This window comes from Streptomyces sp. NPDC026394 (assembly GCF_055567735.1).
In genome coordinates, this window is sequence record NZ_JBVHPX010000005.1 from 427810 (window position 1) to 450290 (window position 22481).

Consider the following 22481-nt stretch of genomic DNA (forward strand, 5'->3'; position numbering starts at 1 on the left):
GTGCGGGTCACTCGTGGCCGGGGGCCGTCCTCAAATGCCGGACGGACTGACTTCCGCTGAGACCGGTCGTCAGGTGCGGGCCCTTCCGTCCCCCGGCCGTCCGGGAAGCCACTGTCGGGCCGGGGTGCGGGGAGCCGACCATGGCTGTGCTCGCGTGTCCGCTCAGGACCCGGCACCCACAGGAAGGATTCCGCCATGACGACCAGCTCGAATCCGCATGCGGACAGCCTGACCGAGATCGAAGCGCGGATCGACCGGCGCCGGGACCAGTACGCGCTGCCCGAAGGGCACATCGCGGAGGCGGACTCGCCGTGGCTCCCGTTCGCCCCACAGGTGATGATCAAGCACCTGACGTTCGACGTCCGCAGCAGCTCGGCCGCGAACGTCCTGTGGGTGCAGGCGGGCGGGGTGCTGGGCCGGCACCGCCACCGGGGCCCGGTCTCGGGCTATGTGCTCGACGGCAGTTGGCGCTACCTGGAGTACGACTGGGCCGGGCGCCCCGGTGACTTCGTCCGGGAGAGTCCGGGCCGTACCCACACCCTGGTCTCCGACGAGGGCATGAAGACCGTCTTCTGGCTGAACGGGCCGGTGGAGTTCCTCGACGAGCGGGACCGGGTGACGGAGGTGATCGACGTCTTCTGGTTCATCGACCACTACGAGCGCGGCTGCGCGGAGCAGGGCATTCCGGTCAACCGGGCGCTCTATCTGTGACACCGGGGCTTCGGCGCGGCTTCTCGATCGCCGGACGGGCCGGGGGCCGGCCCGTCCGGCGAGGAGCGGCGCCGGTGGTCATCCGGACGCGGCCGCGTCGAAGAGGGTGTGCATGGCGCGGCGGAGTTCGGAGACGTCGCGGACGGGTTCGGGGAAGTCGAAGCGGGCGTCGAAGGAGCGGTGCGCGTCGTCGGTGAAGCGCACCCGCAGGCCGAAGCGGTCCAGGGCCACCGGTACGGCCCGGTCGCGGAAGTCGCACGCGCGCTGCGAGCGGTCCCCGAGCAGCGTGCACAGCCCGCGGACCTGGTCGCTGTGGGCCGAGTGGAGGTGCTGGAGCAGCTCCGCCTCGTGGGCCGCCAGCGGGTCGGGCTCGGCCTGGGCGAACTCGTCAGGCTCGATGGCCTGGGCGCCCCACAGGTCGTCTACGGCCGCCTCGCCGACCTCCATGCGCAGCATCATCCAGGCGGGCCGCCCGAACATGCCCGGCGGCGGGTCGGGCTGGAGGGCCTCGCCGATGCCGAGCAGCTCGCCGACCGGGTGCCGTTCGGCGAGCAGCATGGCCGCGCGGGCGCGCTCCTCGTTGCGTACGGGAGTGAGCCAGCCCGCGACCCAGGCCCGGCCGCGGATGCGGTGGGGCACCGAGACGGGTGCCACGTCGGTGATCTCCATCACGGCGGTCAGGTCGTCGTCCTGGGCGTGGGCGGCGGCCCTGGCGGCCGCGGCGTCCCCGGGAACCAGGAGGAGCACGTCACCAGCACCGGTGACCGTACGGCATACTGGGGACGAGAGTCCGGCGTCGTCGGGGTCCTCGATTCCGGGGATGCTCAGCGAGGCCATACCATTGGACTCGACGAGGGTTCGTACGCGCTCGGCGGCGGCTGGCTGCTGGGCGTCTTCCACGGGACGCGGCTGACCCGTCCCGGTGCTCTGACCAGCACCGGGCAGGGGGATCCCAGGTCGAAACATGCGTTCTCCTCGAAGTAAGGTAAGCCTAACCTAACCTACACGGAGGTCCGTTCCACGTGAACCAGTCGCGTCCCAAGGTCAAGAAGTCGCGCGCTCTCGGCATCGCCCTGACGCCGAAGGCCGTCAAGTACTTCGAGGCCCGTCCCTACCCGCCCGGCGAGCACGGCCGTGGCCGCAAGCAGAACAGTGACTACAAGGTCCGTCTGCTGGAGAAGCAGCGCCTGCGTGCGCAGTACGACATCAGCGAGCGCCAGATGGCGCGTGCCTACGACCGCGCTCGGAAGGTCGAAGGCAAGACTGGCGAGGCGCTGATCATCGAGCTTGAGCGCCGTCTGGACGCGCTCGTCCTGCGTTCGGGCATCGCCCGGACGATCTACCAGGCCCGTCAGATGGTCGTCCACGGCCACATCTCGGTGAACGACCGCAAGGTCGACAAGCCCTCCTTCCGCGTCCGTCCCGACGACGTCGTGATGGTCCGCGAGCGTAGCCGCGAGAAGCACCCCTTCCAGGTCGCGCGTGAGGGTGGCTACGCCCCCGACGGCGAGACCCCCCGCTACCTGCAGGTCAACCTGAAGGCCCTGGCGTTCCGCCTGGACCGTGACCCGCAGCGCAAGGAGATCCCGGTGATCTGCGACGAGCAGCTCGTCGTCGAGTACTACGCCCGTTGATCCAGGCGTAGGCACCGCACGGATCGGTCCGCGCGCCCCGCGCGCGGACAGCCGCGTGCTCAGCCCGTCGTCTCCCCGCCGCTCGCGGTGGGGGAGGCGGCGGGTTCGCTGTTTTCCGGGCGCGGCCCCGGTGCCGTGGGCCGCGGGCGCGGCACGGCGCCGTCCGGCCGGGTGTCCCCGTTCCCGTCGCCGCTGTCGCTGCCGCCGCCGTTCAGGATCCGGGCGACCGTGGCGTCCAGGTCGAGCCGGGCGCCGGCCCGTACGCAGTGCTCGTACCGCTCCGCCCCGAGCAGCTCCCGCGCCTGCTCCTCGCACAACTGGTGCGGTTGGTTGTAGTAGCGGGAGCCGAACAGCGGCAGCCCGACCGAGGGCCAGATCCGCCCGGCGGCCCCCTGGAGCAGCGCCGCCTCCGCCGGATCGCCTTCGCCGAGGGTGACCAGCGCCAGCAGCTCGACGGCCAGCACCGCGCCCAGCAGGTCGTGGAAGGCATGGTCGATGGCGAGACACTCCTCCAGCAGGGCGCGCGCCCGCGCCGCCTCGCCACGGTTCCAGGCCGCGTAGGCCAGTACGAACAGCGCGTACGCCAGGGCCCACCGCTCCCCGTGGTCGTCGCAGACCTGCCGTACGTCCTCGCACAGGCGCACCGCCTCCGCGACGTCGCCCTGGAAGGCCACCGCCATCGCCAGCTCGACCTGCGCCATCAGTACGTTGCTGTTGAGTTCGCCGATGTCCCGGTAGCGGGTGAGCGCGTCGCCCAGCAGCCGCTCGGCGCGCGGCATGTCGTCGCGGACCAGCGCGAGGCAGCCGGTGCGGTGCACGGCGTACGCGGCCGCGGTGGCGTTGCCCGCGCGCTCCGCCTCCTCGCCGCACTCCCGCAGCGCGCCCATCGCACCCACCGCGTCGCCCTGGAGCACCGCCACGTACCCGGCCACCCACAGGGCCTTGAGGCGCGCGTCGTCGTGCTCGCTGTCCAGCTCCAGGGAGCGGTCGAGCCAGTGCCGCCCTTCCGAGAGCCGGCCGCAGCCGACCCAGTAGAACCACAAGGTGCCCGCCAGGTACTGGCCCAGGTGCGCGTCTCCTGAGCTGTCGAGGCTGTATTCCAGGGCGGTCCGCAGGTTGGGAAGCTCGCACTCGATACGGGCGGCGACCTCGGCCTGCCGCGGACTGAACCAGTCCAGCTCGCACCAGGTGGCCAGGCCCACGTACCAGTCGCGGTGTCTGCGGCGCAGCCGCTCGACGTCGCCCAGCGCTTCCAGCCAGCCGGCCCCGTACTCCCGCACGGTGTCCAGCATCCGGTAGCGCAGGCCCGCCGGGGTCTCCTCCCGTACGGCCACGGACTGGGCCACCAGTTCACCGAGGACGTCGAGCAGTTCGTCCGCGGGCAGGTCGGGGCCGGAGCAGATGTACTCGGCGGCGTCCAGGTCGAACTGCCCGGCGAAGACGGAGAGCCGTGCCCACAGCAGGCGTTCCGCGGGGGTGCACAGCTCGTGGCTCCAGCCGATCGTCGTCCGCAGGGTCTGGTGGCGCGCCGGTGGCGTGCCCTGCTCCGGAGGCGCAGGGAAGGCCGGGGGAGAGGGGCGGGTGCCCCCGGTCAGCAGGCGGAAGCGGTCGTCGATCCGGTGCAGCAGTTGTTCCACCGACAGGGCCCGCAGCCGCCCGGCCGCCAGTTCCAGGGCGAGCGGGATGCCGTCGAGCCGCCGGCACAGCTCGGCGACGGCGGCTTCGCCGTCCGCGTCGGTGCGGAAGCCGGGGACGACGGCGGCGGCGCGGTCGTGGAAGAGGGCGGCCGCGTCCGGGCCGTCCATCGGCGGCAGCGGCAGGTTCTGCTCGCCGGGCAGCCCGAGCGGGCGTCGGCCCGCCGCCAGGACGCGCAGGCCGGGCGCCCGTCGCAGCAGGTCGGCGGCGAGCGCGGCACACTCGTCGACCAGGTGCTCGTACCCGTCCAGGACGAGCAGCAGCTCGCGTCCGGCGAGGTGGTTGCGGAGCGCGGCGCGCGGCGGCCGGCCCGTGTGATCGGCGAGGCCCAGTGCTTCGGCGACGGCGTGGTCCAGCAGGCCGCCGTGGCGCAGGGCGGCCAGCTCGACCAGCCACACCCCGTCGCAGAAGCGATCCTGCAAGATTGCGGCAGCCTGGGTGGCGAGCCGGGTCTTCCCGGCCCCGCCGACCCCGGTGACCGTCACCAGCCGGGCGGACTCCAGGTGACCGGCGAGCGCGGCGAGTTCACCGTCGCGGCCGACGAACCGGGTGAGCTCCGCGGGCAGGTTCCCGGGCACCCGTAGGCGCGCGGCGAAGGGGCGGGGAACCCGGGGAAGGGGGTCGGGGCGCAGGGAGCGTCGCATGGAACACGGAGCGTACTCGCAGGTGTGCGCACCGTACAATCGCCCGCCGGTGGGCCCCGCGCCGCACGGGGAACGCGGTACGGCCCGACGGCCGCGGCGCGATAGGCTCGGGCTCTGCCGTTCGAGCGGGACGGGACCAGAACAAGTCAGTCGGAGAGTGGTGCCAACGTGTCCGGTGGAGAGGTGGCCGGGATCCTCGTGGCCGTCTTCTGGGCGATCCTCGTGTCCTTCCTGGCCCTGGCGCTGGTGAGGCTCGCGCAGACGCTCAAGGCGACGACCAAGATGGTCGCCGAGGTGTCCGAACAGGCCGTACCGCTGCTGGCCGACGCGTCCGCGACCGTCCGCTCCGCGCACACCCAGCTCGCCCGTGTCGACGCGATCGCCTCCGACGTCCAGGAGGTCACCGCCAACGCCTCCGCGCTCTCCTCGACCGTCTCCTCCGCGTTCGGCGGACCGCTGGTCAAGGTCGCGGCGTTCGGCTACGGCGTGCGCCGCGCGATCGGCAAGAAGGGCGCGCCGCCGCCCGAGCCGAAGCGCACCGTCGCCGGCCGCACCCTGCCCGCAGCCCGCCGAGGCGGGCGCCGCAACCGTCGCTCCAAGGACTGATCGCCGCGATGTTCCGCCGCGCATTCTGGTTCACCACCGGCGCCGCCGCCGGAGTCTGGGCCACCACCAAGGTCAACCGCAAGCTGCGCAAGCTCCAGCCCGACAGCCTCGCGGCCCAGGCCGCCGACAAGGCCGTCGAGACCGGACAGCGGCTGCGCCAATTCGCGTTGGACGTCCGGACGGGAATGGCGGACCGTGAAGGGCAGCTCCACGAAGCGCTGGGCCTGACGGGCCAGGGCGACGCCCGCGAGCTGCCACCGGCGCGCTCCCGCGCCGCACTCGAAACGACGCAGTACCGGATCACGCAACACCAGCTCACGCAGCACCGAACGAGAACACCCGGCCCGACCGGACCGACCGGAAATGAGGACCACTGATGGAGTCGGCTGAAATCCGCCGCCGCTGGCTGCGCTTCTTCGAGGAGCGCGGGCACACCGTAGTGCCGTCGGCGTCGCTCATCGCGGACGACCCGACCCTGCTGCTGGTCCCCGCGGGCATGGTGCCCTTCAAGCCGTACTTCCTCGGCGAGGTCAAGCCGCCCTTCGACCGCGCCACCAGTGTCCAGAAGTGCGTGCGCACGCCGGACATCGAAGAGGTCGGCAAGACCACCCGGCACGGCACGTTCTTCCAGATGTGCGGCAACTTCTCCTTCGGCGACTACTTCAAGGAAGGCGCCATCACGTACGCCTGGGAGCTGCTGACCAGCTCGCAGGCGGACGGCGGCTACGGCCTGGACCCGGAGCGGCTCTGGGTCACGGTCTACCTGGACGACGACGAGGCCGAGCGCATCTGGCACGAGGTCGTCGGCGTGCCCAAGGAGCGCATCCAGCGCCTGGGCAAGTCCGAGAACTACTGGTCCATGGGCGTCCCGGGCCCGTGCGGCCCCTGCTCCGAGATCAACTACGACCGCGGCCCCGAGTTCGGCGTCGAGGGCGGCCCGGCCGTCAACGACGAGCGGTACGTGGAGATCTGGAACCTGGTCTTCATGCAGTACGAGCGGGGCGCGGGCACCTCGAAGGACGACTTCGAGATCCTCGGCGACCTGCCCAGCCAGAACATCGACACCGGCCTCGGCCTGGAACGCCTGGCGATGATCCTCCAGGGCGTCCACAACATGTACGAGACCGACACCCTGCGGGTCGTGATCGACAAGGCCGGCGAGCTGACCGGGGTGCGCTACGGCGCCGGCCCGGACACCGACGTGTCGCTGCGCGTGGTCGCCGACCACATGCGCACCTCCACCATGCTCATCGGCGACGGCGTCACCCCCGGCAACGAGGGCCGCGGCTACGTGCTCCGCCGCATCATGCGCCGCGCCATCCGCAACATGCGCCTGCTCGGCGCCACCGGCCCGGTCGTCCACGACCTGCTGGACGTCGTCATCAAGACGATGGGCCAGCAGTACCCGGAGCTGCTGGAGGACCGCAAGCGCATCGAGACGGTCGCCCTCGCCGAGGAGGCCGCCTTCCTCAAGACGCTCAAGGCCGGCACCACCATCCTGGACACCGCCGTCAGCGAGACCAAGGCCGGCGGCGGCACGGTGCTCTCCGGCGACAAGGCGTTCCTGCTCCACGACACCTGGGGCTTCCCCATCGACCTCACCCTCGAAATGGCCGCCGAACAGGGCCTTTCGGTGGACGAGAACGGCTTCCGCCGGCTGATGAAGGAGCAGCGGGAGCGCGCCAAGGCCGACGCCCAGGCCAAGAAGCACGGCCACGCCGACCTGTCCGCCTACCGAGAGGTCGCCGACCGCGCCGGCGCCACCGTCTTCACCGGCTACGCGCACACCGAGGGCGAGTCCACCGTCGTGGGCCTGCTGGCCAACGGCACGGCCGCCCCCGCCGCCCACGAGGGCGACGAGGTCGAGATCGTCCTGGACCGTACCCCCTTCTACGCCGAGGGCGGCGGCCAGCTCGCCGACACCGGCCGCATCCGGCTGGCGTCGGGCGCCGTCGTCGAGGTCCGCGACGTGCAGCGGCCGGTCCCCGGCGTCACGGTCCACAAGGGCGTCGTCCAGGTCGGCGAGGTCGTGGTCGGCTCGGCCGCGTACGCCACCATCGACGTCAAGCGCCGCCGGGCCATCGCCCGTGCCCACAGCGCCACCCACCTCACCCACCAGGCGCTGCGCGACGCGCTCGGCCCGACCGCCGCCCAGGCCGGTTCGGAGAACTCCCCGGGCCGCTTCCGCTTCGACTTCGGCTCGCCGGCCGCCGTGCCCGGCACGGTCCTGACCGACGTCGAGCAGCGGATCAACGAGGTGCTCTCCCGCGAGCTGGACGTCCAGGCCGAGGTCATGAGCATGGAGGACGCCAAGAAGCAGGGCGCCATCGCCGAGTTCGGCGAGAAGTACGGCGACCAGGTGCGCGTGGTGACCATCGGCGACTTCTCCAAGGAGCTGTGCGGCGGCACGCACGTCGCCAACACCGCCCAGCTGGGCCTGGTCAAGCTGCTCGGCGAGTCCTCCATCGGCTCCGGCGTGCGCCGTGTGGAGGCCCTGGTCGGCGCCGACGCGTACCACTTCCTGGCCCGCGAGCACACCGTCGTCTCGCAGCTGACCGAGCTGGTCAAGGGCCGTCCCGAGGAGCTGCCCGAGAAGGTCTCCGGGATGCTGGCCAAGCTCCGGGAGGCCGAGAAGGAGATCGAGCGCTACCGCGCCGAGAAGGTCCTCCAGGCCGCCGCCGGGCTGGCGCGGGACGCCAAGGACGTACGGGGCGTCGCGCTGGCCGCCGCCCAGGTCGCCGACGGCACCTCCGCCGACGACCTGCGCAAGCTGGTGCTGGACGTGCGGGGTCGCATCCCGGGCGACCGCCCGGCCGTGGTCGCCCTGTTCACCGTGGCCAACGGCCGCCCGCTGACCGTCATCGCCACCAACGAGGCCGCCCGCGAGCGCGGCATCAAGGCCGGTGACCTGGTCCGTACGGCTGCCAAGACGCTCGGTGGCGGTGGCGGCGGCAAGCCGGACGTCGCCCAGGGCGGCGGCCAGAACGCCGCCGCGGTGCCCGAGGCCGTCGAGGCCGTCGAGCGCCTCGTGGCCGAGGCGGCCTGAGCACGTGAGTGAGATGCGGCGCGGCAGGCGCCTCGCCATCGACGTCGGTGACGCCCGGATCGGAGTCGCCTCGTGCGACCCCGACGGGGTCCTCGCGACCCCCGTGGAGACGGTGCCGGGCCGGGACGTCCCGGCGGCGCACCGGCGGCTCAAGGCGATCGTCGAGGAGTACGAGCCCATCGAGGTCGTCGTCGGCCTGCCCCGCTCCCTGAACGGGGGAGAGGGGCCGGCCGCGGCCAAGGTGCGGGCCTTCGCGCAGGAGATGGCGCGCGGGATCGCTCCGGTGGCGGTACGTCTCGTCGATGAGCGCATGACAACCGTCACAGCCACGCAGGGGCTGCGGGCGTCGGGGGTGCGGAGCAAGAAGGGCCGTTCGGTGGTGGATCAGGCCGCTGCCGTGGTGATTCTGCAGAGCGCGCTGGAGACCGAACGGGTGTCTGGTCAGCCACCCGGAGAGAGCGTCGAAGTGGTCATCTGATCGCGGTACGGTAACGTTCCGCGCGACGTGGCGGCGGATCGAACAACCGCACGTGCAGAAAGAGGCGGTCGCTACCGCAGGCGCTGCCACCCAGGAGCGCACCGCCTCGCGGCTCTAGGGGATCGATGACTGAGTATGGCCGGGGCTACGGCTCCGAACCGTGGCATCCGGACGACCCTCTCTACGGAGACCAGGGTCGTTACGGGGGCCAGCCGCAACAACCTCAGCAAGGTCCCTACGGGGAGCAGTACGGCGGCCCGCAGCAGCAGAACGCTTACGGCGGGCAGCAGCAGGGGGGCCAGCAGCACGGCGGTCACGGCGGTCAGCAGCATGGTGGCCAGCAGCACGGCGGCCATGGCGGTCAGCCGCAGCCCTACGGGCAGCAGCCGCAGGACCGGCAGTGGGACGAGTTGTCCGGCCCGTACCCTCCGGTCCAGCAGCAGTACGGCGGCGGCTGGGACGCGTCCCAGGGCGGCGCCCCGTACGACCCGTACGGGCAGCACCCGCCGGTCGACCCGTACAGCGGCCAGAGCCCCGACTACTACGGGACGCAGGACGCCTACCCGCCGCCGCAGCCCCAGCACCTCCGGCAGCAGCAGGCCGGGCAGCCCGGACCGCACGGCCAGGCCGGACAGTCGGGACCGCACGGCCAGCCCGGTCCTCACGGGCAGTCGGGACCGCACGGCCAGCCCGGCTCCCACGGACCGCAGGGGCAGGGCGAACAGGGAGACCAGGTCGCCCAGACCGCCCAGTTCGAGGCCGTACGGCCGGAGCACCTGCGCCAGCCGCCGCACCCGTCCCCGCCCGGCGACGACTTCCGGGCCGGTCCGGGTCCGGAGCAGGACGAGCAGGTACGCGACCCGGCGCACTCCTTCTTCCAGGACGACCGGGGCGACCGGGACGGCGACGACGGTTACGACGACGCCGACACCGACCCGCGCGAGGAACGCCGCGCCGGCCGCGAGCGCCGCGGCCGCAAGGGCAAACAGCGCAGCCGGATGGCCTGCCTGATCGTCGCCGGTGTCTTCGTCGTCGGCGGCGGCGGTGTCGCCTACTTCGGCTACGACTTCTGGCAGAGCCACTTCGGCCCGGCCCCCGACTTCGAGGGCGAGGGCAGCGGGGACGTGCAGGTCGAGATCCCGTCCGGCGCCTCCCTCCTGAAGATGGGCCTGCTCCTCAAGCAGGCGGGCGTCGTCAAGAGCGCGGACGCCTTCACGGAGGCGGCGAGCGACAAGCAGCTCCAGGCCGGCGCCTACTCGCTGCGCAAGCAGATGTCCGCGGCGTCCGCGGTGCAGCTCATGCTCGACCCCAAGAGCCGCAACGGCCTGACCGTCCGCGAGGGCCTGCGCAACGGTGCCGTCTACGACCTGATCGACAAGAAGCTGCACCTGAAGTCCGGCACGACCAAGGACGTCGCCGCCTCGCAGGTCAAGAACCTCGGGCTGCCCTCCTGGGCGAACAGCAATCCGAAGATCAAGGATCCGCTGGAAGGGTTCCTCTACCCGTCCACCTACAGCGTCAGCGGCAAGGCGAAGCCGGAGGACGTCCTCAAGGAGATGGTGGCGCGGGCCAACCGGGAGTACGCCAAGTACGACCTGGAGGAGAACGCCAGGAAGCTGGACCTCAAGTCGCCGCTGGACCTGATCACGGTCGCCAGTCTCACCCAGGCCGAGGGCATCACCCACGACGACTTCCGGAAGATGGCCGCGGTCGTCTACAACCGGCTGGCGACCAGCAACACGATCACCAACCAGAAGCTCGAATTCGACTCCACGTACAACTACCTGAAGAACCAGAGCAAGATCGACATCAGTACGCGGGAGATCCGCAACTACGACGATCCGTACAACACGTACTTCTACAAGGGCCTGCCGCCCGGCCCGATCGGCAATCCGGGAGCGGATGCGCTGAAGGCGTCGGTCGACCCGGACGACAGCGCGAAGTGGCTGTTCTTCATCTCGATCGACGGCAAGAAGACGGACTTCACGACCAACCTCAAGGACCACGAGAAGCTGGTCCAGGAGTTCAACCAGCGCAAGCGCACGTCGTAGGACCCGGCTCCCGGCTCCCGGCCGCCGCGCACGGCGGGCGGCCGGGAGCGGCCGGGGGCCTCAGGTCAGGGGGTGCCTCGGCCCCCGCGCGCGGTTCGTCTATCGTTTCGCGGGTCCGAGCTGAGGAGCAGCATGTCCAGTGAAGTCCAGGGCCGTCACCGTGCGGCGGTCCTCGGGTCGCCGATCGCCCATTCCCTCTCCCCGGTCCTGCACCGGGCCGCCTACACCGAACTGGGCCTGACCGGCTGGGAGTACGGCCGGCACGAGGTCGGCGAGGCCGCGTTGCCCGGCTTCATGGCCGGGCTGGACGGCGTCTGGGCGGGCCTCTCCCTGACCATGCCGCTCAAGCGCGCGGTGATCCCGCTGCTGGACGGGATCAGCGACACCGCCGCCTCCGTGGAGGCCGTGAACACCGTCGTCTTCACCGAGGACGGGCGGCGCATGGGCGACAACACCGACATCCCGGGCATGCTGGCCGCCCTGCGTGAACGCGGCGTGCAGCAGGTCGAACAGGCCGCCGTCCTGGGCGCCGGTGCCACCGCCTCCTCCGCGCTCGCGGCGCTGTCCCGTATCTGCGCGGGCGAGGTGACCGCCTACGTGCGCAGCGAGGCGCGCGCCGCGGAGATGCGCGGCTGGGGCGAGCGGCTGGGCGTCGCCGTCCGTACGGCCGACTGGTCGCAGGCCGCCGCCGCCTTCGAGGCGCCGCTGGTGATCGCCACCACCCCGGCCGGTACCACCGACGCGCTCGCCGCCGACGTGCCCGAACAGCCCGGCACCCTCTTCGACGTCCTGTACGAGCCCTGGCCGACCACCCTCGCCACCGCGTGGGGCGCGCGCGGCGGGGCGGTCGTGGGCGGCCTGGACCTCCTCGTCCACCAGGCCGTACTCCAGGTGGAGCAGATGACGGGGCGGTACCCGGCACCCCTGGAAGCGATGCGCGCGGCGGGGGAGGCGGCGCTCGCGGGGCGGTGACCCGTCCGGCCTGTCCGGCCGGTGGTCCGGTTCCTGGACGGGCGGCGGTCCACCGGCGCGGACGTGGGAGGATCAGGGGAAGACTGTTCGCGCAGTAGCAGGACATGAGGAGCATCGTTGAGCAGGTTGCGCTGGCTGACGGCGGGGGAGTCGCACGGCCCCGCACTCGTGGCGACGCTGGAGGGCCTCCCGGCCGGCGTCCCGATCACCACGGACATGGTGGCGGACGCCCTGGCCCGTCGCCGGCTCGGCTATGGCCGCGGTGCCCGCATGAAGTTCGAGCGCGACGAGGTCACCTTCCTCGGCGGTGTCCGGCACGGCCGCACCCTCGGCTCGCCCGTCGCGATCATGGTCGGGAACACCGAGTGGCCCAAGTGGGAGAAGGTCATGGCGGCCGATCCGGTCGACGAGGCGGAGCTGGCCGAGCTGGCCCGTAACGCCCCGCTGACCCGGCCCCGCCCCGGCCACGCCGACCTCGCCGGCATGCAGAAGTACGGTTTCGACGAGGCCCGCCCGATCCTGGAGCGCGCCTCCGCCCGCGAGACCGCGGCCCGCGTCGCGCTCGGCACGGTCGCCCGCTCCTTCCTCAAGGAGACGGCCGGCATCGAGATCGTCTCGCACGTGGTCGAGCTGGCCGCCGCCAAGGCCCCGTACGGCGTGGTCCCCGCGCCCTCGGACGTGGAGCGGCTGGACGCCGACCCGGTGCGCTGCCTGGACCCGGAGGCGAGCGCGGCGATGGTCGCCGAGATCGACCAGGCCCACAAGGACGGCGACACCCTCGGCGGCGTCATCGAGGTGCTGGCGTACGGCGTGCCCGTGGGCCTCGGCTCGCACGTCCACTGGGACCGGCGGCTGGACGCGCGGCTGGCCGGTGCCCTCATGGGCATCCAGGCCATCAAGGGCGTCGAGGTCGGCGACGGCTTCGACCTGGCCCGGGTGCCCGGCTCCAAGGCGCACGACGAGATCGTCTCCACCGACGAGGGCATCCGCCGTACGACCGGCCGCTCCGGCGGCACCGAGGGCGGCCTGACCACCGGCGAGCTGCTGCGCGTACGGGCCGCGATGAAGCCCATCGCGACCGTCCCGCGCGCCCTGGCCACCGTCGACGTCGCCACCGGCGAGGCCACGCAGGCGCACCACCAGCGCTCCGACGTGTGCGCGGTCCCCGCGGCCGGCATCGTCGCCGAGGCGATGGTCGCGCTGGTGCTGGCGGACGCGGTGGCGGAGAAGTTCGGCGGCGACAGCGTGCCGGAGACCCGCCGCAACGTGCGGTCCTTCCTCGACGGCCTGGCGATCAAGTGACGCCGCCGCTGGTGGTGCTGGTGGGCCCCCCGGGCGCGGGGAAGTCCACCGTCGGGGCCCTGCTGGCCGAGCGGCTCGGCGCCGGGTACCGCGACACCGACGCGGACATCGAGGCGGGCGCGGGCAAGCCCATCCCGGACATCTTCATCGACCACGGCGAGCCGCACTTCCGCGAGCTGGAACGGCAGGCCGTACGCGCCGCGGTCGAGAGCCACCCCGGCGTGCTCTCGCTCGGCGGTGGCGCGATCATGGACGAGGGCACCCGTGCCCTGCTCACCGGCCTGCCGGTCGTCTTCCTGGACGTCCAACTGGCCGACGCCGTACGGCGTGTGGGGCTGGACGCGCCGCGCCCGCTGCTCGCCGTCAACCCGCGGCAGCGGTGGCGCGAGCTGATGGAGGCGCGCCGCCCGCTGTACACGGAGGTCGCGTGCGCCGTGGTCGCCACGGACAGCCGGACGCCCGAAGAGGTCGCCGCGGCCGTACTGGACGCATTGCAGCTACACACATCACCGGAGGCCGGGGCGCCGGCGGCGGACGCCGCGGCCCCCGGCACGCCCGGGAGGAAGGAACACCCGTGACGGAGCAGGCCACCCGTATCCAGGTCGGCGGCACCGCGGGCACCGACCCGTACGAGGTCCTGGTCGGCCGGCAGCTCCTGGGCGAGCTGGCGGGCCTGATCGGCAAGAAGGCCAAGCGCGTCGCCGTCCTGCACCCGGAGGCGCTGGCCGCCACCGGCGAGGCGCTGCGCGAGGACCTGGCGGGCCAGGGCTACGAGGCCATCGCCGTCCAGTTGCCCAACGCCGAGGAGGCCAAGACCGCCGAGGTCGCCGCGTACTGCTGGAAGGCGCTCGGCCAGACCGGCTTCACCCGCACCGACGTGATCGTGGGCGTCGGCGGCGGCGCCACCACCGACGTCGCGGGCTTCGTCGCCGCGACGTGGCTGCGCGGGGTGCGCTGGATCGCCGTACCGACCACCGTGCTCGGCATGGTGGACGCCGCGGTCGGCGGCAAGACCGGCATCAACACCGCCGAGGGCAAGAACCTGGTCGGCGCCTTCCACCCGCCGGCCGGTGTGCTGTGCGACCTGGCCGCGCTCGACTCCCTCCCGGTCCACGACTACGTGTCCGGGCTCGCCGAGGTCATCAAGGCGGGCTTCATCGCCGACCCGGCGATCCTGGAGCTGATCGAGTCCGACCCCGAGGGCGCCAAGCGCCCCGACGGCCCGCACACCGCCGAGCTGATCGAGCGCGCCATCCGGGTCAAGGCCGAGGTGGTCTCCTCGGACCTCAAGGAGTCCGGCCTGCGTGAGATCCTCAACTACGGGCACACCCTGGCGCACGCCATCGAGAAGAACGAGCGCTACAACTGGCGGCACGGCGCCGCCGTCTCCGTCGGCATGGTCTTCGCCGCCGAGCTGGGCCGGATCGCCGGCCGGCTGGACGACGCGACCGCCGACCGGCACCGCGCCGTACTGGGCTCGGTCGGCCTGCCGCTGACCTACCGCGGCGACCAGTGGCCCAAGCTGCTGGAGACGATGAAGGTCGACAAGAAGACGCGCGGCGACCGGCTGCGCTTCATCGTCCTGGACGGCCTGGCCAAGCCCACCGTCCTGGAGGGCCCCGACCCGGCCATGCTGCTCGCCGCACACGCGGAGATCGCCGCGTGAGGCGCGTCCTGGTCCTCAACGGGCCCAACCTCGGCCGGCTGGGCTCCCGCGAGCCCGACGTGTACGGGGCCACCTCCTACGCCGGGCTGGTCGAGCGGTGCACCGCGCTCGGCAAGGAGCTGGGCTTCGAGGCGGAGGTCCGGGAGACCAACGACGAGGGTGAGCTGGTCCGCTGGCTGCACGAGGCGGCGGACGGATCGGTTCCGGTCGTCCTCAACCCCGGCGCGTTCACGCACTACTCGTACGCCATGCGGGACGCCGCCGCCCAGCGCACGGCGCCCCTCGTCGAGGTGCACATCTCCAACCCGTACGCCCGCGAGGAGTTCCGCCACACCTCGGTGATCGCGGCCGTGGCCAGCGGTACGATCGCCGGCTTCGGCATCGGCTCCTACGAACTCGCGCTGCGCGCACTGGCCGCCGAACTCACCGGCTGAGCGCGGCCCGCCCCGCCCACCGCGCCGCCTCCGGCCGTCGCAGAGCCGACGGCCGGAGGCACCGGCTGCCCCCGCCGGGGGAGGACTGCGGCCGTGTTCTGCGGGTACCGTTCGCCGGACAACCACCTCGGCCCACCCGGGCCGGACGCCCGGCGCGCCGGACACGCGAGCACCGTACGGACGGAACTCCCGCCCGTACCGCGGACACTGCGCATCCCCCGGGTGGCCCGCGAAGATTCGACCGCACGAGACGGAGAGCCACCGGATGCAGCACGCAGGGGGGACTCCGCTGCCACCGCCTCACGGGCCCGTGCCGGGCCACGGGGCCGCGATGACCCCGCATCCCGGCCCGGGCCACCCCATACCGCCGCACCAGCACCAGCAACAGCCGCAGGCCGCGCCGCCCGCGCCCGGCTGGCCCGCGCCCCCGCCGCACGGCGCCCCGCCGCACGGCGCACCGACCGCGCCGCCGCCCGCCGAGGCCACCGGGCACATCCAGCTCCCGCCCGGCGCCCCCGTGGCGCTGCCCAGCCCGCCCGCCGGCGCCTCCGCGCCGGACGCCGCGCACGCCGCCGTGGCCGTGCTGCTCATCGGCCCGGCCGGCGCCGGCAAGACCAGCGTCGCCCGGCACTGGGCCGACACCCGCCGGGTGCCCACCGCGCACATCAGCCTCGACGACGTCCGCGAATGGGTGCGGTCCGGCTTCGCCGACCCCCGGTCGGGCTGGAACGACCACTCCGAGGCGCAGTACCGCCTGGCCCGCCGCACCTGCGGCTTCGCGGCCCGCAACTTCCTCGCCAACGGCATCTCCTGCATCCTCGACGACGCCGTCTTCCCGGACCGCCCGGTCATCGGCCTCGGCGGCTGGAAGCGCCACGTGGGTCCCGGTCTGCTGCCGATCGTGCTGCTGCCGGGCCTGGAGATCGTCCTGGAGCGCAACGCCCGCCGCACGGGCAACCGGCGCCTCTCCGACGAGGAGGTCGCCCGCATCCACGGCCGGATGGCGGGGTGGTACGGCTCCGGCCTGCCCATCATCGACAACTCCGCGCACGACGTGCCCACCACGGCCCGCCTCCTGGACGACGTGGTCGCCCGCAGCATCGCCAGCCCGCCGAGCTGGTAGCGGGCACGAAGACGCAGGGGCCACGGGCTTCCCAGGGCTCCCGGGGTTCCCGCCACCCCCTCCGGGTATTCCCCCGTCGGGGGGACGATCATGTTCGATTCGCCCCGTAGGGCCACCTGCCCGCCCGGCCGATTCCGCCCGCCCGGCCTGGCCCGTCCGGCCCAGCTTGCCCGGCCAGGCCCGTGTGGGCGGCGCCGTATGCCCGGCTCTGACCACCCGGCCAGGCCCACCCGGCGTCGTCTGCCCGACCGCTGGTTGCCCGCTGGGCCGAGCCTGCCCGGCCCGGCGGGACTCGTCCGATCCAGTCCGCGCGCCCGGCCTGGCGCATCAGGCCGAGCCTGCCCGGTGCCGTCCGTCCGGCTCTGACCGCCCGGCCAGGCCCGCCCGGCTGAGCCCGCCCGGCGCCGCCCGCCCGAGCCTGCCTGCTCGCCTGGCCGAGCCCGCCCGGCACGCCAGCCCGGCCCGACTCGTCCGGTCCAGCCCGTGCGCTCGGCCAGGCCCATCAGGCTGAGCCTGCCCGGTGCCGTCCGTCCGACTCTGACCGCCCGGCGCCGTCTGCCAGTCCCTGCCCGCTCGCCGGGCCCGGCGGGACTCGTCCGATCCAGTCCGCGCGCCCGGCCTGGCGCATCAGGCTGAGCCTGCCCGGCGTCGTCCGCCCGACCCTGCCTGCCCGCCGAGTCGAGTCCGCCCCGCCAGGCCCGCGCGCCCAGCACCGTCCGCCCGTCCCTGCGCGTCCGCCCGGCTGGACCCGTCGCGCGTCCCCCCCCCGATTCCCCCGCCCCCCCGATTCCCGCCGCGCGCCCCCGGCCGCACCCGTCGGGCAGCCCCCGGCCGGGCTCGCCGTGCTCGTCCGCACCCGCCGCGCGTACCCCCAGCAGACCTGCCGCACGGCTCCCCGGACGGTCCCGCGCCCCCGGACGAACCCGCCCCACAGCCCCCCGACGCCCCCCCCGGTCCTCCGGCCGGACCCGCCCGTCCGCCCGTCCCTGCCCGTCCGCCCGGCCGGACCCGTCGCGCGTCCCCCCCCGATTCCCCCGCCCCCCCGATTCCCGCCGCGCGCCCCCCGGCCGGACCCCGCCGGGCAGCCCCCGGTCAGGCTCGCCGTGCTCGTTCGTACCCGCTGCGCGTCTCCCCGGTCAGGCCCCGCCGTGCCCGTCGGCACCCGCCGCGCGTACCGCCAGCGGACCCGCCGCACGGCTTCCGGACGGTCCCGCACCCCCCTGACGAACCCGCCTCACAGCCCCCCGACGAACCCACCCCCCCCGGTCCCCCGGCCGGACCCGCCCGACCGGCCGCCCCGGACCGGGGCCCGTACGCTCGGTGCATGTCCGAGCTCTACTCGGCCCGGCGTACGCGGCTGCGCGACCGCTGCGCCGCCGCCGGCAGCGCCGCGGCGCTGATCTCGCGTCCCGCCAACGTCCGCTACCTCGCCGGCTGCGCGCCGCCCGGCGCGGCGCTGCTGCTCGGCCCCGCCGACGACCTCCTGCTGACCGAGGGGCCGCTCAGCGGCGATCCCTCGGAGGGGCGGCCCGCCGAGGAGCTGCGGGTCTCCGAGCTGCCCACCCGGGACGGCGACCCGGTGGTGGCCGCCGCCGATCAGGCCGTGCGGGCCGGGGCGGGCTCGCTGGCGGTCGAGGAGCACCACCTCACGGTCGCCCGGCACCGCGCGCTGGCCCAGGTGGCGCCCCGGCTGCGGCTCGCCGACCTCGCCCGCGCCGTCGAGGCGCAGCGGGTCGTCAAGGACGACGAGGAGATCTCCTGCCTGCGGATCGCCGCCGAGATCACCGACCAGGCGCTCGGCGAGTTGCTGGAGTCGATCCTGGTGGGCCGTACGGAGCGGCACCTCGCCCTGGAACTGGAGCGCCGCCTGGTCGACCACGGCGCGGACGGCCCTGCCTTCGCCACCTCGGTCGCCACGGGCCCGCATTCGGGATGTCCCGGACATCTGCCCACCGACCGCCGGGTCGAGGAAGGTGACTTCCTGAGCGTCAACCTGGGCGCGAACTACCGCGGTTACCGCTGCGAGATCGGCCGTACCTTCGTCATCGGCACCACGCCGGCGGACTGGCAGATCGAGCTGTACGACCTTGTTTTCGCAGCCCAGCGGGCCGGCCGGGAGGCACTGGCGCCGGGGGTGGAGTGCCGCGAGGTGGACCGGGCGGCACGTCAGGTACTGGTCGGCGCGGGCCACGGCGAGCGCCTGCGACCGGGTACCGGACACGGCGTGGGACTCGAAATCGACGAGGACCCTCGGCTGTCACCTGCGGCCATGGGTAAACTGGACGCTTGCGTGCCGGTCACCGTCGATCCAGGGGTTCACATCCCGGGCCGCGGCGGCGTCCGGATCGACGACACACTCGTCGTCCGCCCCGAGGCGGACGGCGGACCCGAGCTACTCACGATCACGACCAAGGAGCTGCTCGCGCTCTGAGCCGGACCCGGTTCGACGCGCGACTGCCCGGGGTCCCACCACCCGCAGTCCAGGAGATTCCGCAACCGTGGCTTCCACGAACGACCTCAAGAACGGCCTGGTGCTCAAGCTCGAAGGCGGCCAGCTCTGGTCCGTCGTCGAGTTCCAGCACGTCAAGCCCGGCAAGGGCCCGGCCTTCGTCCGCACCAAGCTCAAGAACGTGCTGTCCGGCAAGGTGGTGGACAAGACCTTCAACGCCGGTGTGAAGGTCGAGACGGCCAACGTCGACAAGCGCGGCATGCAGTTCTCGTACATGGACGGCGAGTACTTCGTCTTCATGGACATGGACACCTACGACCAGCTGCACATCGACCGCAAGACCGTCGGTGACGCCGCCAACTACCTGCTCGAAGGCTTCGAGGCCGTGGTGGCCCAGCACGACGGCCAGGTGCTCTACGTCGAGCTGCCGGCCGCCGTCGAGCTGGTCATCCAGGAGACCGAGCCGGGCGTCCAGGGCGACCGTTCCACCGGTGGCACCAAGCCCGCCACCCTGGAGACCGGCTACCAGATCCAGGTGCCGCTCTTCATCACGACCGGTGAGAAGATCAAGGTCGACACCCGCTCCGGCGAGTACCTCGGCCGGGTGAACAGCTAACCGTGGCCGCCCGTAACAAGGCCCGTAAGCGCGCCTTCCAGATTCTCTTCGAGGCCGACCAGCGCGGTGCCGACGTGCAGACCGTGCTGGCGGACTGGATGCGGCACGCCCGGACCGATTCGCGGCAGCCGCCGGTCAACGAGTACACCCTGCAACTGGTGGAGGGGTACGCCGAGCACATCGAGCGGATCGACGATCTGATCTCCGACTACTCCGTCGACTGGCCGCTCGACCGGATGCCGGTGGTCGACCGGAACGTCCTGCGGCTCGGTGCGTACGAACTGATCTGGGAGGACGAGATCCCGGACGCCGTGGCGATCGACGAAGCGGTGCAGCTGGCCAAGGAGTTCTCCACGGACGAATCCCCGGCCTTCGTCAACGGCCTGCTGGCCCGCTTGAAGGAACTGAAGCCCGGCCTGCGGCGCGAGGCGCGCTGAGGCGGCGGTGGATCCCTGAAAGGGCCCGGAGCGTATCGACGCTCCGGGCCCTTCGCACGGGCGGGGGCGCAGGGGCCAGTGCGGCAGCCCTGCGTCGTCGGCACGGAAACTCTCCGCCCCGGCGGAGAACCGCCGTACCGACACAGAAAACCGCCGCCCCGACGGAGTCGGAAGCGGCGGTACGTTTCTGCAGGTGGCAGGTGACGCCCGTACGGGGTCAGATGTCCTCGTGCTGCACCGCGCGGCGCGCGTCCGCGTCCAGCACACCCCAGCTGATCAGCTGCTCGGTCAGCACGGAGGGCGACTGGTCGTAGATCACGGCGAGCGTGCGCAGGTCGTCCTGGCGGATCGAGAGGACCTTGCCGTTGTAGTCACCGCGCTGGCTCTGGATCGTGGCGGCGTAGCGCTGCAGCGGGCCGGCCTTCTCGGCGGGGACGTGGGCGAGGCGCTCCAGGTCCAGGACCAGCTTCGGCGGCGGCTCGGCCGCTCCGCCCGGGGTCGTGCCCGGCAGCAGTTCCTGCACCGGCACACCGTAGAAGTCGGCCAGCTCGGCCAGGCGCTGCACGGTCACGGCACGGTCGCCGCGCTCGTACGAACCCACCACGACGGCCTTCCAGCGGCCCTGGGACTTCTCCTCGACACCGTGGAGAGAGAGGCCCTGCTGGGTGCGGATGGCGCGGAGCTTGGCCCCGAGCTGTTTGGCGTATTCGCTGGACATAAAGCTCCCCGGACGCTGTGTAGACGTGCGGCGCGGGCCGCGCGGCTGGTAACTCACTGTGAGGTTACGCAGCGTAATTCGGCATCGTCAAGCCGAATGAGTCACACGGTGGCCCCGAAGGGGTGCGCTCGGACTCCGCCGCGGCTCCTGGTACCGTGAACGGCGTAACCCCGACGTCCTTTAAAGTCCGTCCTGTGAGGCGGAGAAGGAGGTCCGTTCGTCATGGACGCCCCCAGCTCCAACGCTGCGCGTCCGGTCCTCGAAGGGCCGGACATCACGCGCATGCTCACCCGCATCGCCCACGAGATCGTCGAACGCGCCAAGGGCGCCGACGACGTGGTGCTCCTCGGCATCCCCACCCGCGGGGTCTTCCTCGCCCGCCGGCTGGCCGCCAAGCTCGAAGAGATCACCGGCCGCGCCGTACCGGTCGGCTCGCTCGACATCACGATGTACCGCGACGACCTGCGCCTGGGTCCGGCGCGCGCCCTCGCGCGCACCGACATCCCCGGTGACGGCATCGAGGGCCGTGTGGTCCTCCTCGTCGACGACGTGCTCTTCTCCGGCCGGACCATCCGCGCCGCGCTCGACGCCCTCAACGACATCGGCCGGCCGCGCGCCGTGCAGCTCGCGGTCCTGGTCGACCGCGGCCACCGCGAGCTGCCGATCCGTGCCGACTACGTGGGCAAGAACCTCCCCACGTCGCTGCGGGAGACGGTCAAGGTCCTGCTCACCGAGGAGGACGGCCGCGACGCCGTGCTGCTCGGCGTCAAGCAGACCGCCCCGGCCGGCGAGCAGTAGCGCCTCTCTGGACGGACCCGGTACGGCCGGGCCGCCAGTCATGCCTGCTCGACGGACATACCCGTACACCTCCATCAATCACGGAGAAAACCGGATGAAGCGTCATCTCATCTCGGCCGCCGACCTCACCCGCGACGACGCCGTCCTGATCCTCGACACCGCCGAGGAGATGGCCCGGGTGGCGGACCGGCCGATCAAGAAGCTCCCCACCTTGCGCGGACGCACCGTCGTCAACCTCTTCTTCGAGGACTCCACGCGCACCCGCATCTCCTTCGAGGCGGCCGCCAAGCGGCTGTCGGCGGACGTCATCAACTTCTCCGCGAAGGGCTCGTCCGTCTCCAAGGGCGAGTCGCTGAAGGACACCGCGCTGACCCTGGAGGCGATGGGCGCGGACGCCGTCGTCATCCGGCACGGGGACTCCGGCGCCCCGCACCGCCTGGCCACCTCCGGCTGGATCGGCGGCTCGGTCGTCAACGCGGGCGACGGTACGCACGAACACCCCACCCAGGCGCTGCTGGACGCCTTCACCATGCGCCGGCACCTGACCGACGGCGCGGGCCAGGACCTGTCCGGACGCCACATCACCATCGTCGGCGACATCCTGCACAGCCGGGTCGCCCGCTCCAACGTCCACCTGCTGACCACCCTGGGGGCCGAGGTGACGCTGGTCGCGCCGCCCACGCTGGTGCCGGTCGGTGTCGAGCGGTGGCCGTGCGAGGTCAGCTACGACCTGGACGCGGTGCTGACCAAGTCGGACGCGGTGATGATGCTGCGCGTCCAGCGCGAGCGGATGAACGCCGCCTTCTTCCCCACCGAGCGGGAGTACGCCCGGCGCTACGGACTGGACGGCGACCGGATGGGCCGGATGCCCGACCACGCGATCGTGATGCACCCAGGACCGATGAACCGCGGCATGGAGATCACCGCCGAGGTCGCCGACTCGCCGCGCTGCACCGCCGTCGAGCAGGTGGCCAACGGTGTCAGCATCCGGATGGCCGTCCTGTACCTGCTGCTGGGCGGCAACGAGCCCGCCGTCACCACCACCCCGGACGGAGGCGCTGCGCGCCGCCCCTCCATTCGTACCGAGGAGAGCAAGTAATC

Annotated in this window: 21 protein-coding genes; 18 read left to right on the plus strand and 3 right to left on the minus strand. The window is 72.8% G+C overall.

The features are described from left to right. Window positions 1–195: 195 nt before the first annotated feature. The gene (locus ACZ4QV_RS15635) at window positions 196–711 is read left to right on the plus strand and encodes a 2,4'-dihydroxyacetophenone dioxygenase family protein (RefSeq protein WP_361589844.1); all 516 of its coding nucleotides are present in this window, start codon (window positions 196–198) and stop codon (window positions 709–711) included. Window positions 712–789: 78 nt separating this feature from the next. Here the strand turns inward: ACZ4QV_RS15635 and ACZ4QV_RS15640 are convergent, their stop codons facing one another. Continuing rightward, entirely contained in the window at window positions 790–1548 is a 759-nt protein-coding gene (locus ACZ4QV_RS15640) for a DUF2470 domain-containing protein (protein WP_361156373.1), read from the minus strand. 185 nt (window positions 1549–1733) lie between these two features. On the opposite strand from ACZ4QV_RS15640, the gene rpsD reads away from it, so the two are divergent. Further along, window positions 1734–2345: a 30S ribosomal protein S4 gene (rpsD, locus tag ACZ4QV_RS15645; protein WP_030023487.1), complete on the plus strand. Its 612-nt coding sequence runs from the start codon at window positions 1734–1736 to the stop codon at window positions 2343–2345. 59 nt (window positions 2346–2404) lie between these two features. Here rpsD and ACZ4QV_RS15650 read toward each other — a convergent pair whose 3' ends face one another. Continuing rightward, window positions 2405–4684: an ATP-binding protein gene (locus ACZ4QV_RS15650; protein ID WP_467762972.1), complete on the minus strand. Its 2280-nt coding sequence runs from the start codon at window positions 4682–4684 to the stop codon at window positions 2405–2407. 168 nt (window positions 4685–4852) lie between these two features. Between ACZ4QV_RS15650 and ACZ4QV_RS15655 the strand changes: the two genes are divergently transcribed. The 14 genes from ACZ4QV_RS15655 (at window position 4853) to nusB (ending at window position 19864) form a co-directional block, all read left to right on the plus strand. Beyond that, window positions 4853–5290, plus strand: coding sequence for a DUF948 domain-containing protein (locus ACZ4QV_RS15655; RefSeq protein WP_361156095.1), 438 nt, complete (start codon window positions 4853–4855; stop codon window positions 5288–5290). Between the two features lie 8 nt (window positions 5291–5298). Continuing rightward, window positions 5299–5667, plus strand: a complete 369-nt coding sequence (locus tag ACZ4QV_RS15660) for a DUF6167 family protein (RefSeq protein WP_467762973.1) — start codon at window positions 5299–5301, stop codon at window positions 5665–5667. Then, window positions 5667–8336, plus strand: a complete 2670-nt coding sequence (alaS, locus tag ACZ4QV_RS15665; RefSeq protein WP_361156090.1) for an alanine--tRNA ligase — start codon at window positions 5667–5669, stop codon at window positions 8334–8336. Before ACZ4QV_RS15660 ends, alaS begins: the two co-directional genes overlap by 1 nt. A gap of 13 nt (window positions 8337–8349) precedes the next feature. Further along, window positions 8350–8814, plus strand: coding sequence for a Holliday junction resolvase RuvX (ruvX, locus tag ACZ4QV_RS15670; protein WP_030023480.1), 465 nt, complete (start codon window positions 8350–8352; stop codon window positions 8812–8814). A 125-nt stretch (window positions 8815–8939) separates the two neighbouring features. Then, window positions 8940–10865: an endolytic transglycosylase MltG gene (gene mltG, locus ACZ4QV_RS15675; protein ID WP_361637622.1), complete on the plus strand. Its 1926-nt coding sequence runs from the start codon at window positions 8940–8942 to the stop codon at window positions 10863–10865. A 132-nt stretch (window positions 10866–10997) separates the two neighbouring features. After that, window positions 10998–11837 (plus strand): shikimate dehydrogenase, encoded by an 840-nt coding sequence (locus tag ACZ4QV_RS15680; RefSeq protein WP_361637620.1) that lies wholly within the window; start codon window positions 10998–11000, stop codon window positions 11835–11837. Window positions 11838–11954: 117 nt separating this feature from the next. Beyond that, entirely contained in the window at window positions 11955–13139 is a 1185-nt protein-coding gene (gene aroC / locus ACZ4QV_RS15685) for a chorismate synthase (protein WP_467762974.1), read from the plus strand. After that, on the plus strand, window positions 13136–13717 hold the full coding sequence (locus ACZ4QV_RS15690) for a shikimate kinase (protein WP_467762975.1): 582 nt from the start codon (window positions 13136–13138) through the stop codon (window positions 13715–13717). The genes aroC and ACZ4QV_RS15690 overlap by 4 nt, the downstream gene beginning before the upstream one ends. Beyond that, the gene (gene aroB / locus ACZ4QV_RS15695) at window positions 13714–14805 is read left to right on the plus strand and encodes a 3-dehydroquinate synthase (RefSeq protein WP_361156077.1); all 1092 of its coding nucleotides are present in this window, start codon (window positions 13714–13716) and stop codon (window positions 14803–14805) included. The genes ACZ4QV_RS15690 and aroB overlap by 4 nt, the downstream gene beginning before the upstream one ends. Next, window positions 14802–15239 (plus strand): type II 3-dehydroquinate dehydratase, encoded by a 438-nt coding sequence (aroQ, locus tag ACZ4QV_RS15700; protein WP_361156074.1) that lies wholly within the window; start codon window positions 14802–14804, stop codon window positions 15237–15239. The genes aroB and aroQ overlap by 4 nt, the downstream gene beginning before the upstream one ends. 265 nt (window positions 15240–15504) lie before the next feature. After that, a complete protein-coding gene (locus ACZ4QV_RS15705) occupies window positions 15505–16362 on the plus strand; it encodes an AAA family ATPase (protein ID WP_361637617.1) in 858 nt (285 codons plus the stop codon). 1324 nt (window positions 16363–17686) lie between these two features. Then, entirely contained in the window at window positions 17687–18793 is a 1107-nt protein-coding gene (locus tag ACZ4QV_RS15710) for an aminopeptidase P family protein (protein WP_361637615.1), read from the plus strand. A 67-nt stretch (window positions 18794–18860) separates the two neighbouring features. Next, complete coding sequence (gene efp, locus ACZ4QV_RS15715; RefSeq protein ID WP_361156067.1) at window positions 18861–19427, plus strand: elongation factor P; 567 nt, start codon at window positions 18861–18863, stop codon at window positions 19425–19427. Window positions 19428–19429: 2 nt separating this feature from the next. Further along, on the plus strand, window positions 19430–19864 hold the full coding sequence (nusB, locus tag ACZ4QV_RS15720; RefSeq protein ID WP_030024534.1) for a transcription antitermination factor NusB: 435 nt from the start codon (window positions 19430–19432) through the stop codon (window positions 19862–19864). A 217-nt stretch (window positions 19865–20081) separates the two neighbouring features. On the opposite strand, the gene bldD is transcribed toward nusB, so the two are convergent. Further along, window positions 20082–20582 carry a transcriptional regulator BldD gene (gene bldD, locus ACZ4QV_RS15725; RefSeq protein ID WP_003982726.1) on the minus strand — a complete coding sequence of 167 codons (501 nt, stop codon included), beginning with the start codon at window positions 20580–20582 and terminating at the stop codon, window positions 20082–20084. A 222-nt stretch (window positions 20583–20804) separates the two neighbouring features. On the opposite strand from bldD, the gene pyrR reads away from it, so the two are divergent. Both pyrR and ACZ4QV_RS15735 read left to right on the plus strand, forming a co-directional pair. After that, a complete protein-coding gene (gene pyrR / locus ACZ4QV_RS15730) occupies window positions 20805–21380 on the plus strand; it encodes a bifunctional pyr operon transcriptional regulator/uracil phosphoribosyltransferase PyrR (RefSeq protein WP_361156063.1) in 576 nt (191 codons plus the stop codon). 94 nt (window positions 21381–21474) lie between these two features. After that, entirely contained in the window at window positions 21475–22479 is a 1005-nt protein-coding gene (locus tag ACZ4QV_RS15735) for an aspartate carbamoyltransferase catalytic subunit (protein ID WP_361156060.1), read from the plus strand. Window positions 22480–22481: the final 2 nt, after the last annotated feature.

Bases quoted from the DNA above. Each gene is read 5' to 3' on its own strand.
- ACZ4QV_RS15635 (WP_361589844.1), top strand. From the start codon at position 196: ATGACGACCAGCTCGAATCCGCATGCGGACAGCCTGACCGAGATCGAA.
- ACZ4QV_RS15640 (WP_361156373.1), bottom strand. From the start codon at position 1,548: ATGGCCTCGCTGAGCATCCCCGGAATCGAGGACCCCGACGACGCCGGA.
- ACZ4QV_RS15650 (WP_467762972.1), bottom strand. From the start codon at position 4,684: ATGCGACGCTCCCTGCGCCCCGACCCCCTTCCCCGGGTTCCCCGCCCC.
- ACZ4QV_RS15660 (WP_467762973.1), top strand. From the start codon at position 5,299: ATGTTCCGCCGCGCATTCTGGTTCACCACCGGCGCCGCCGCCGGAGTC.
- alaS (WP_361156090.1), top strand. From the start codon at position 5,667: ATGGAGTCGGCTGAAATCCGCCGCCGCTGGCTGCGCTTCTTCGAGGAG.
- ruvX (WP_030023480.1), top strand. From the start codon at position 8,350: ATGCGGCGCGGCAGGCGCCTCGCCATCGACGTCGGTGACGCCCGGATC.
- mltG (WP_361637622.1), top strand. From the start codon at position 8,940: ATGACTGAGTATGGCCGGGGCTACGGCTCCGAACCGTGGCATCCGGAC.
- ACZ4QV_RS15680 (WP_361637620.1), top strand. From the start codon at position 10,998: ATGTCCAGTGAAGTCCAGGGCCGTCACCGTGCGGCGGTCCTCGGGTCG.
- ACZ4QV_RS15705 (WP_361637617.1), top strand. From the start codon at position 15,505: ATGCAGCACGCAGGGGGGACTCCGCTGCCACCGCCTCACGGGCCCGTG.
- ACZ4QV_RS15710 (WP_361637615.1), top strand. From the start codon at position 17,687: ATGTCCGAGCTCTACTCGGCCCGGCGTACGCGGCTGCGCGACCGCTGC.
- bldD (WP_003982726.1), bottom strand. From the start codon at position 20,582: ATGTCCAGCGAATACGCCAAACAGCTCGGGGCCAAGCTCCGCGCCATC.
- pyrR (WP_361156063.1), top strand. From the start codon at position 20,805: ATGGACGCCCCCAGCTCCAACGCTGCGCGTCCGGTCCTCGAAGGGCCG.
- ACZ4QV_RS15735 (WP_361156060.1), top strand. From the start codon at position 21,475: ATGAAGCGTCATCTCATCTCGGCCGCCGACCTCACCCGCGACGACGCC.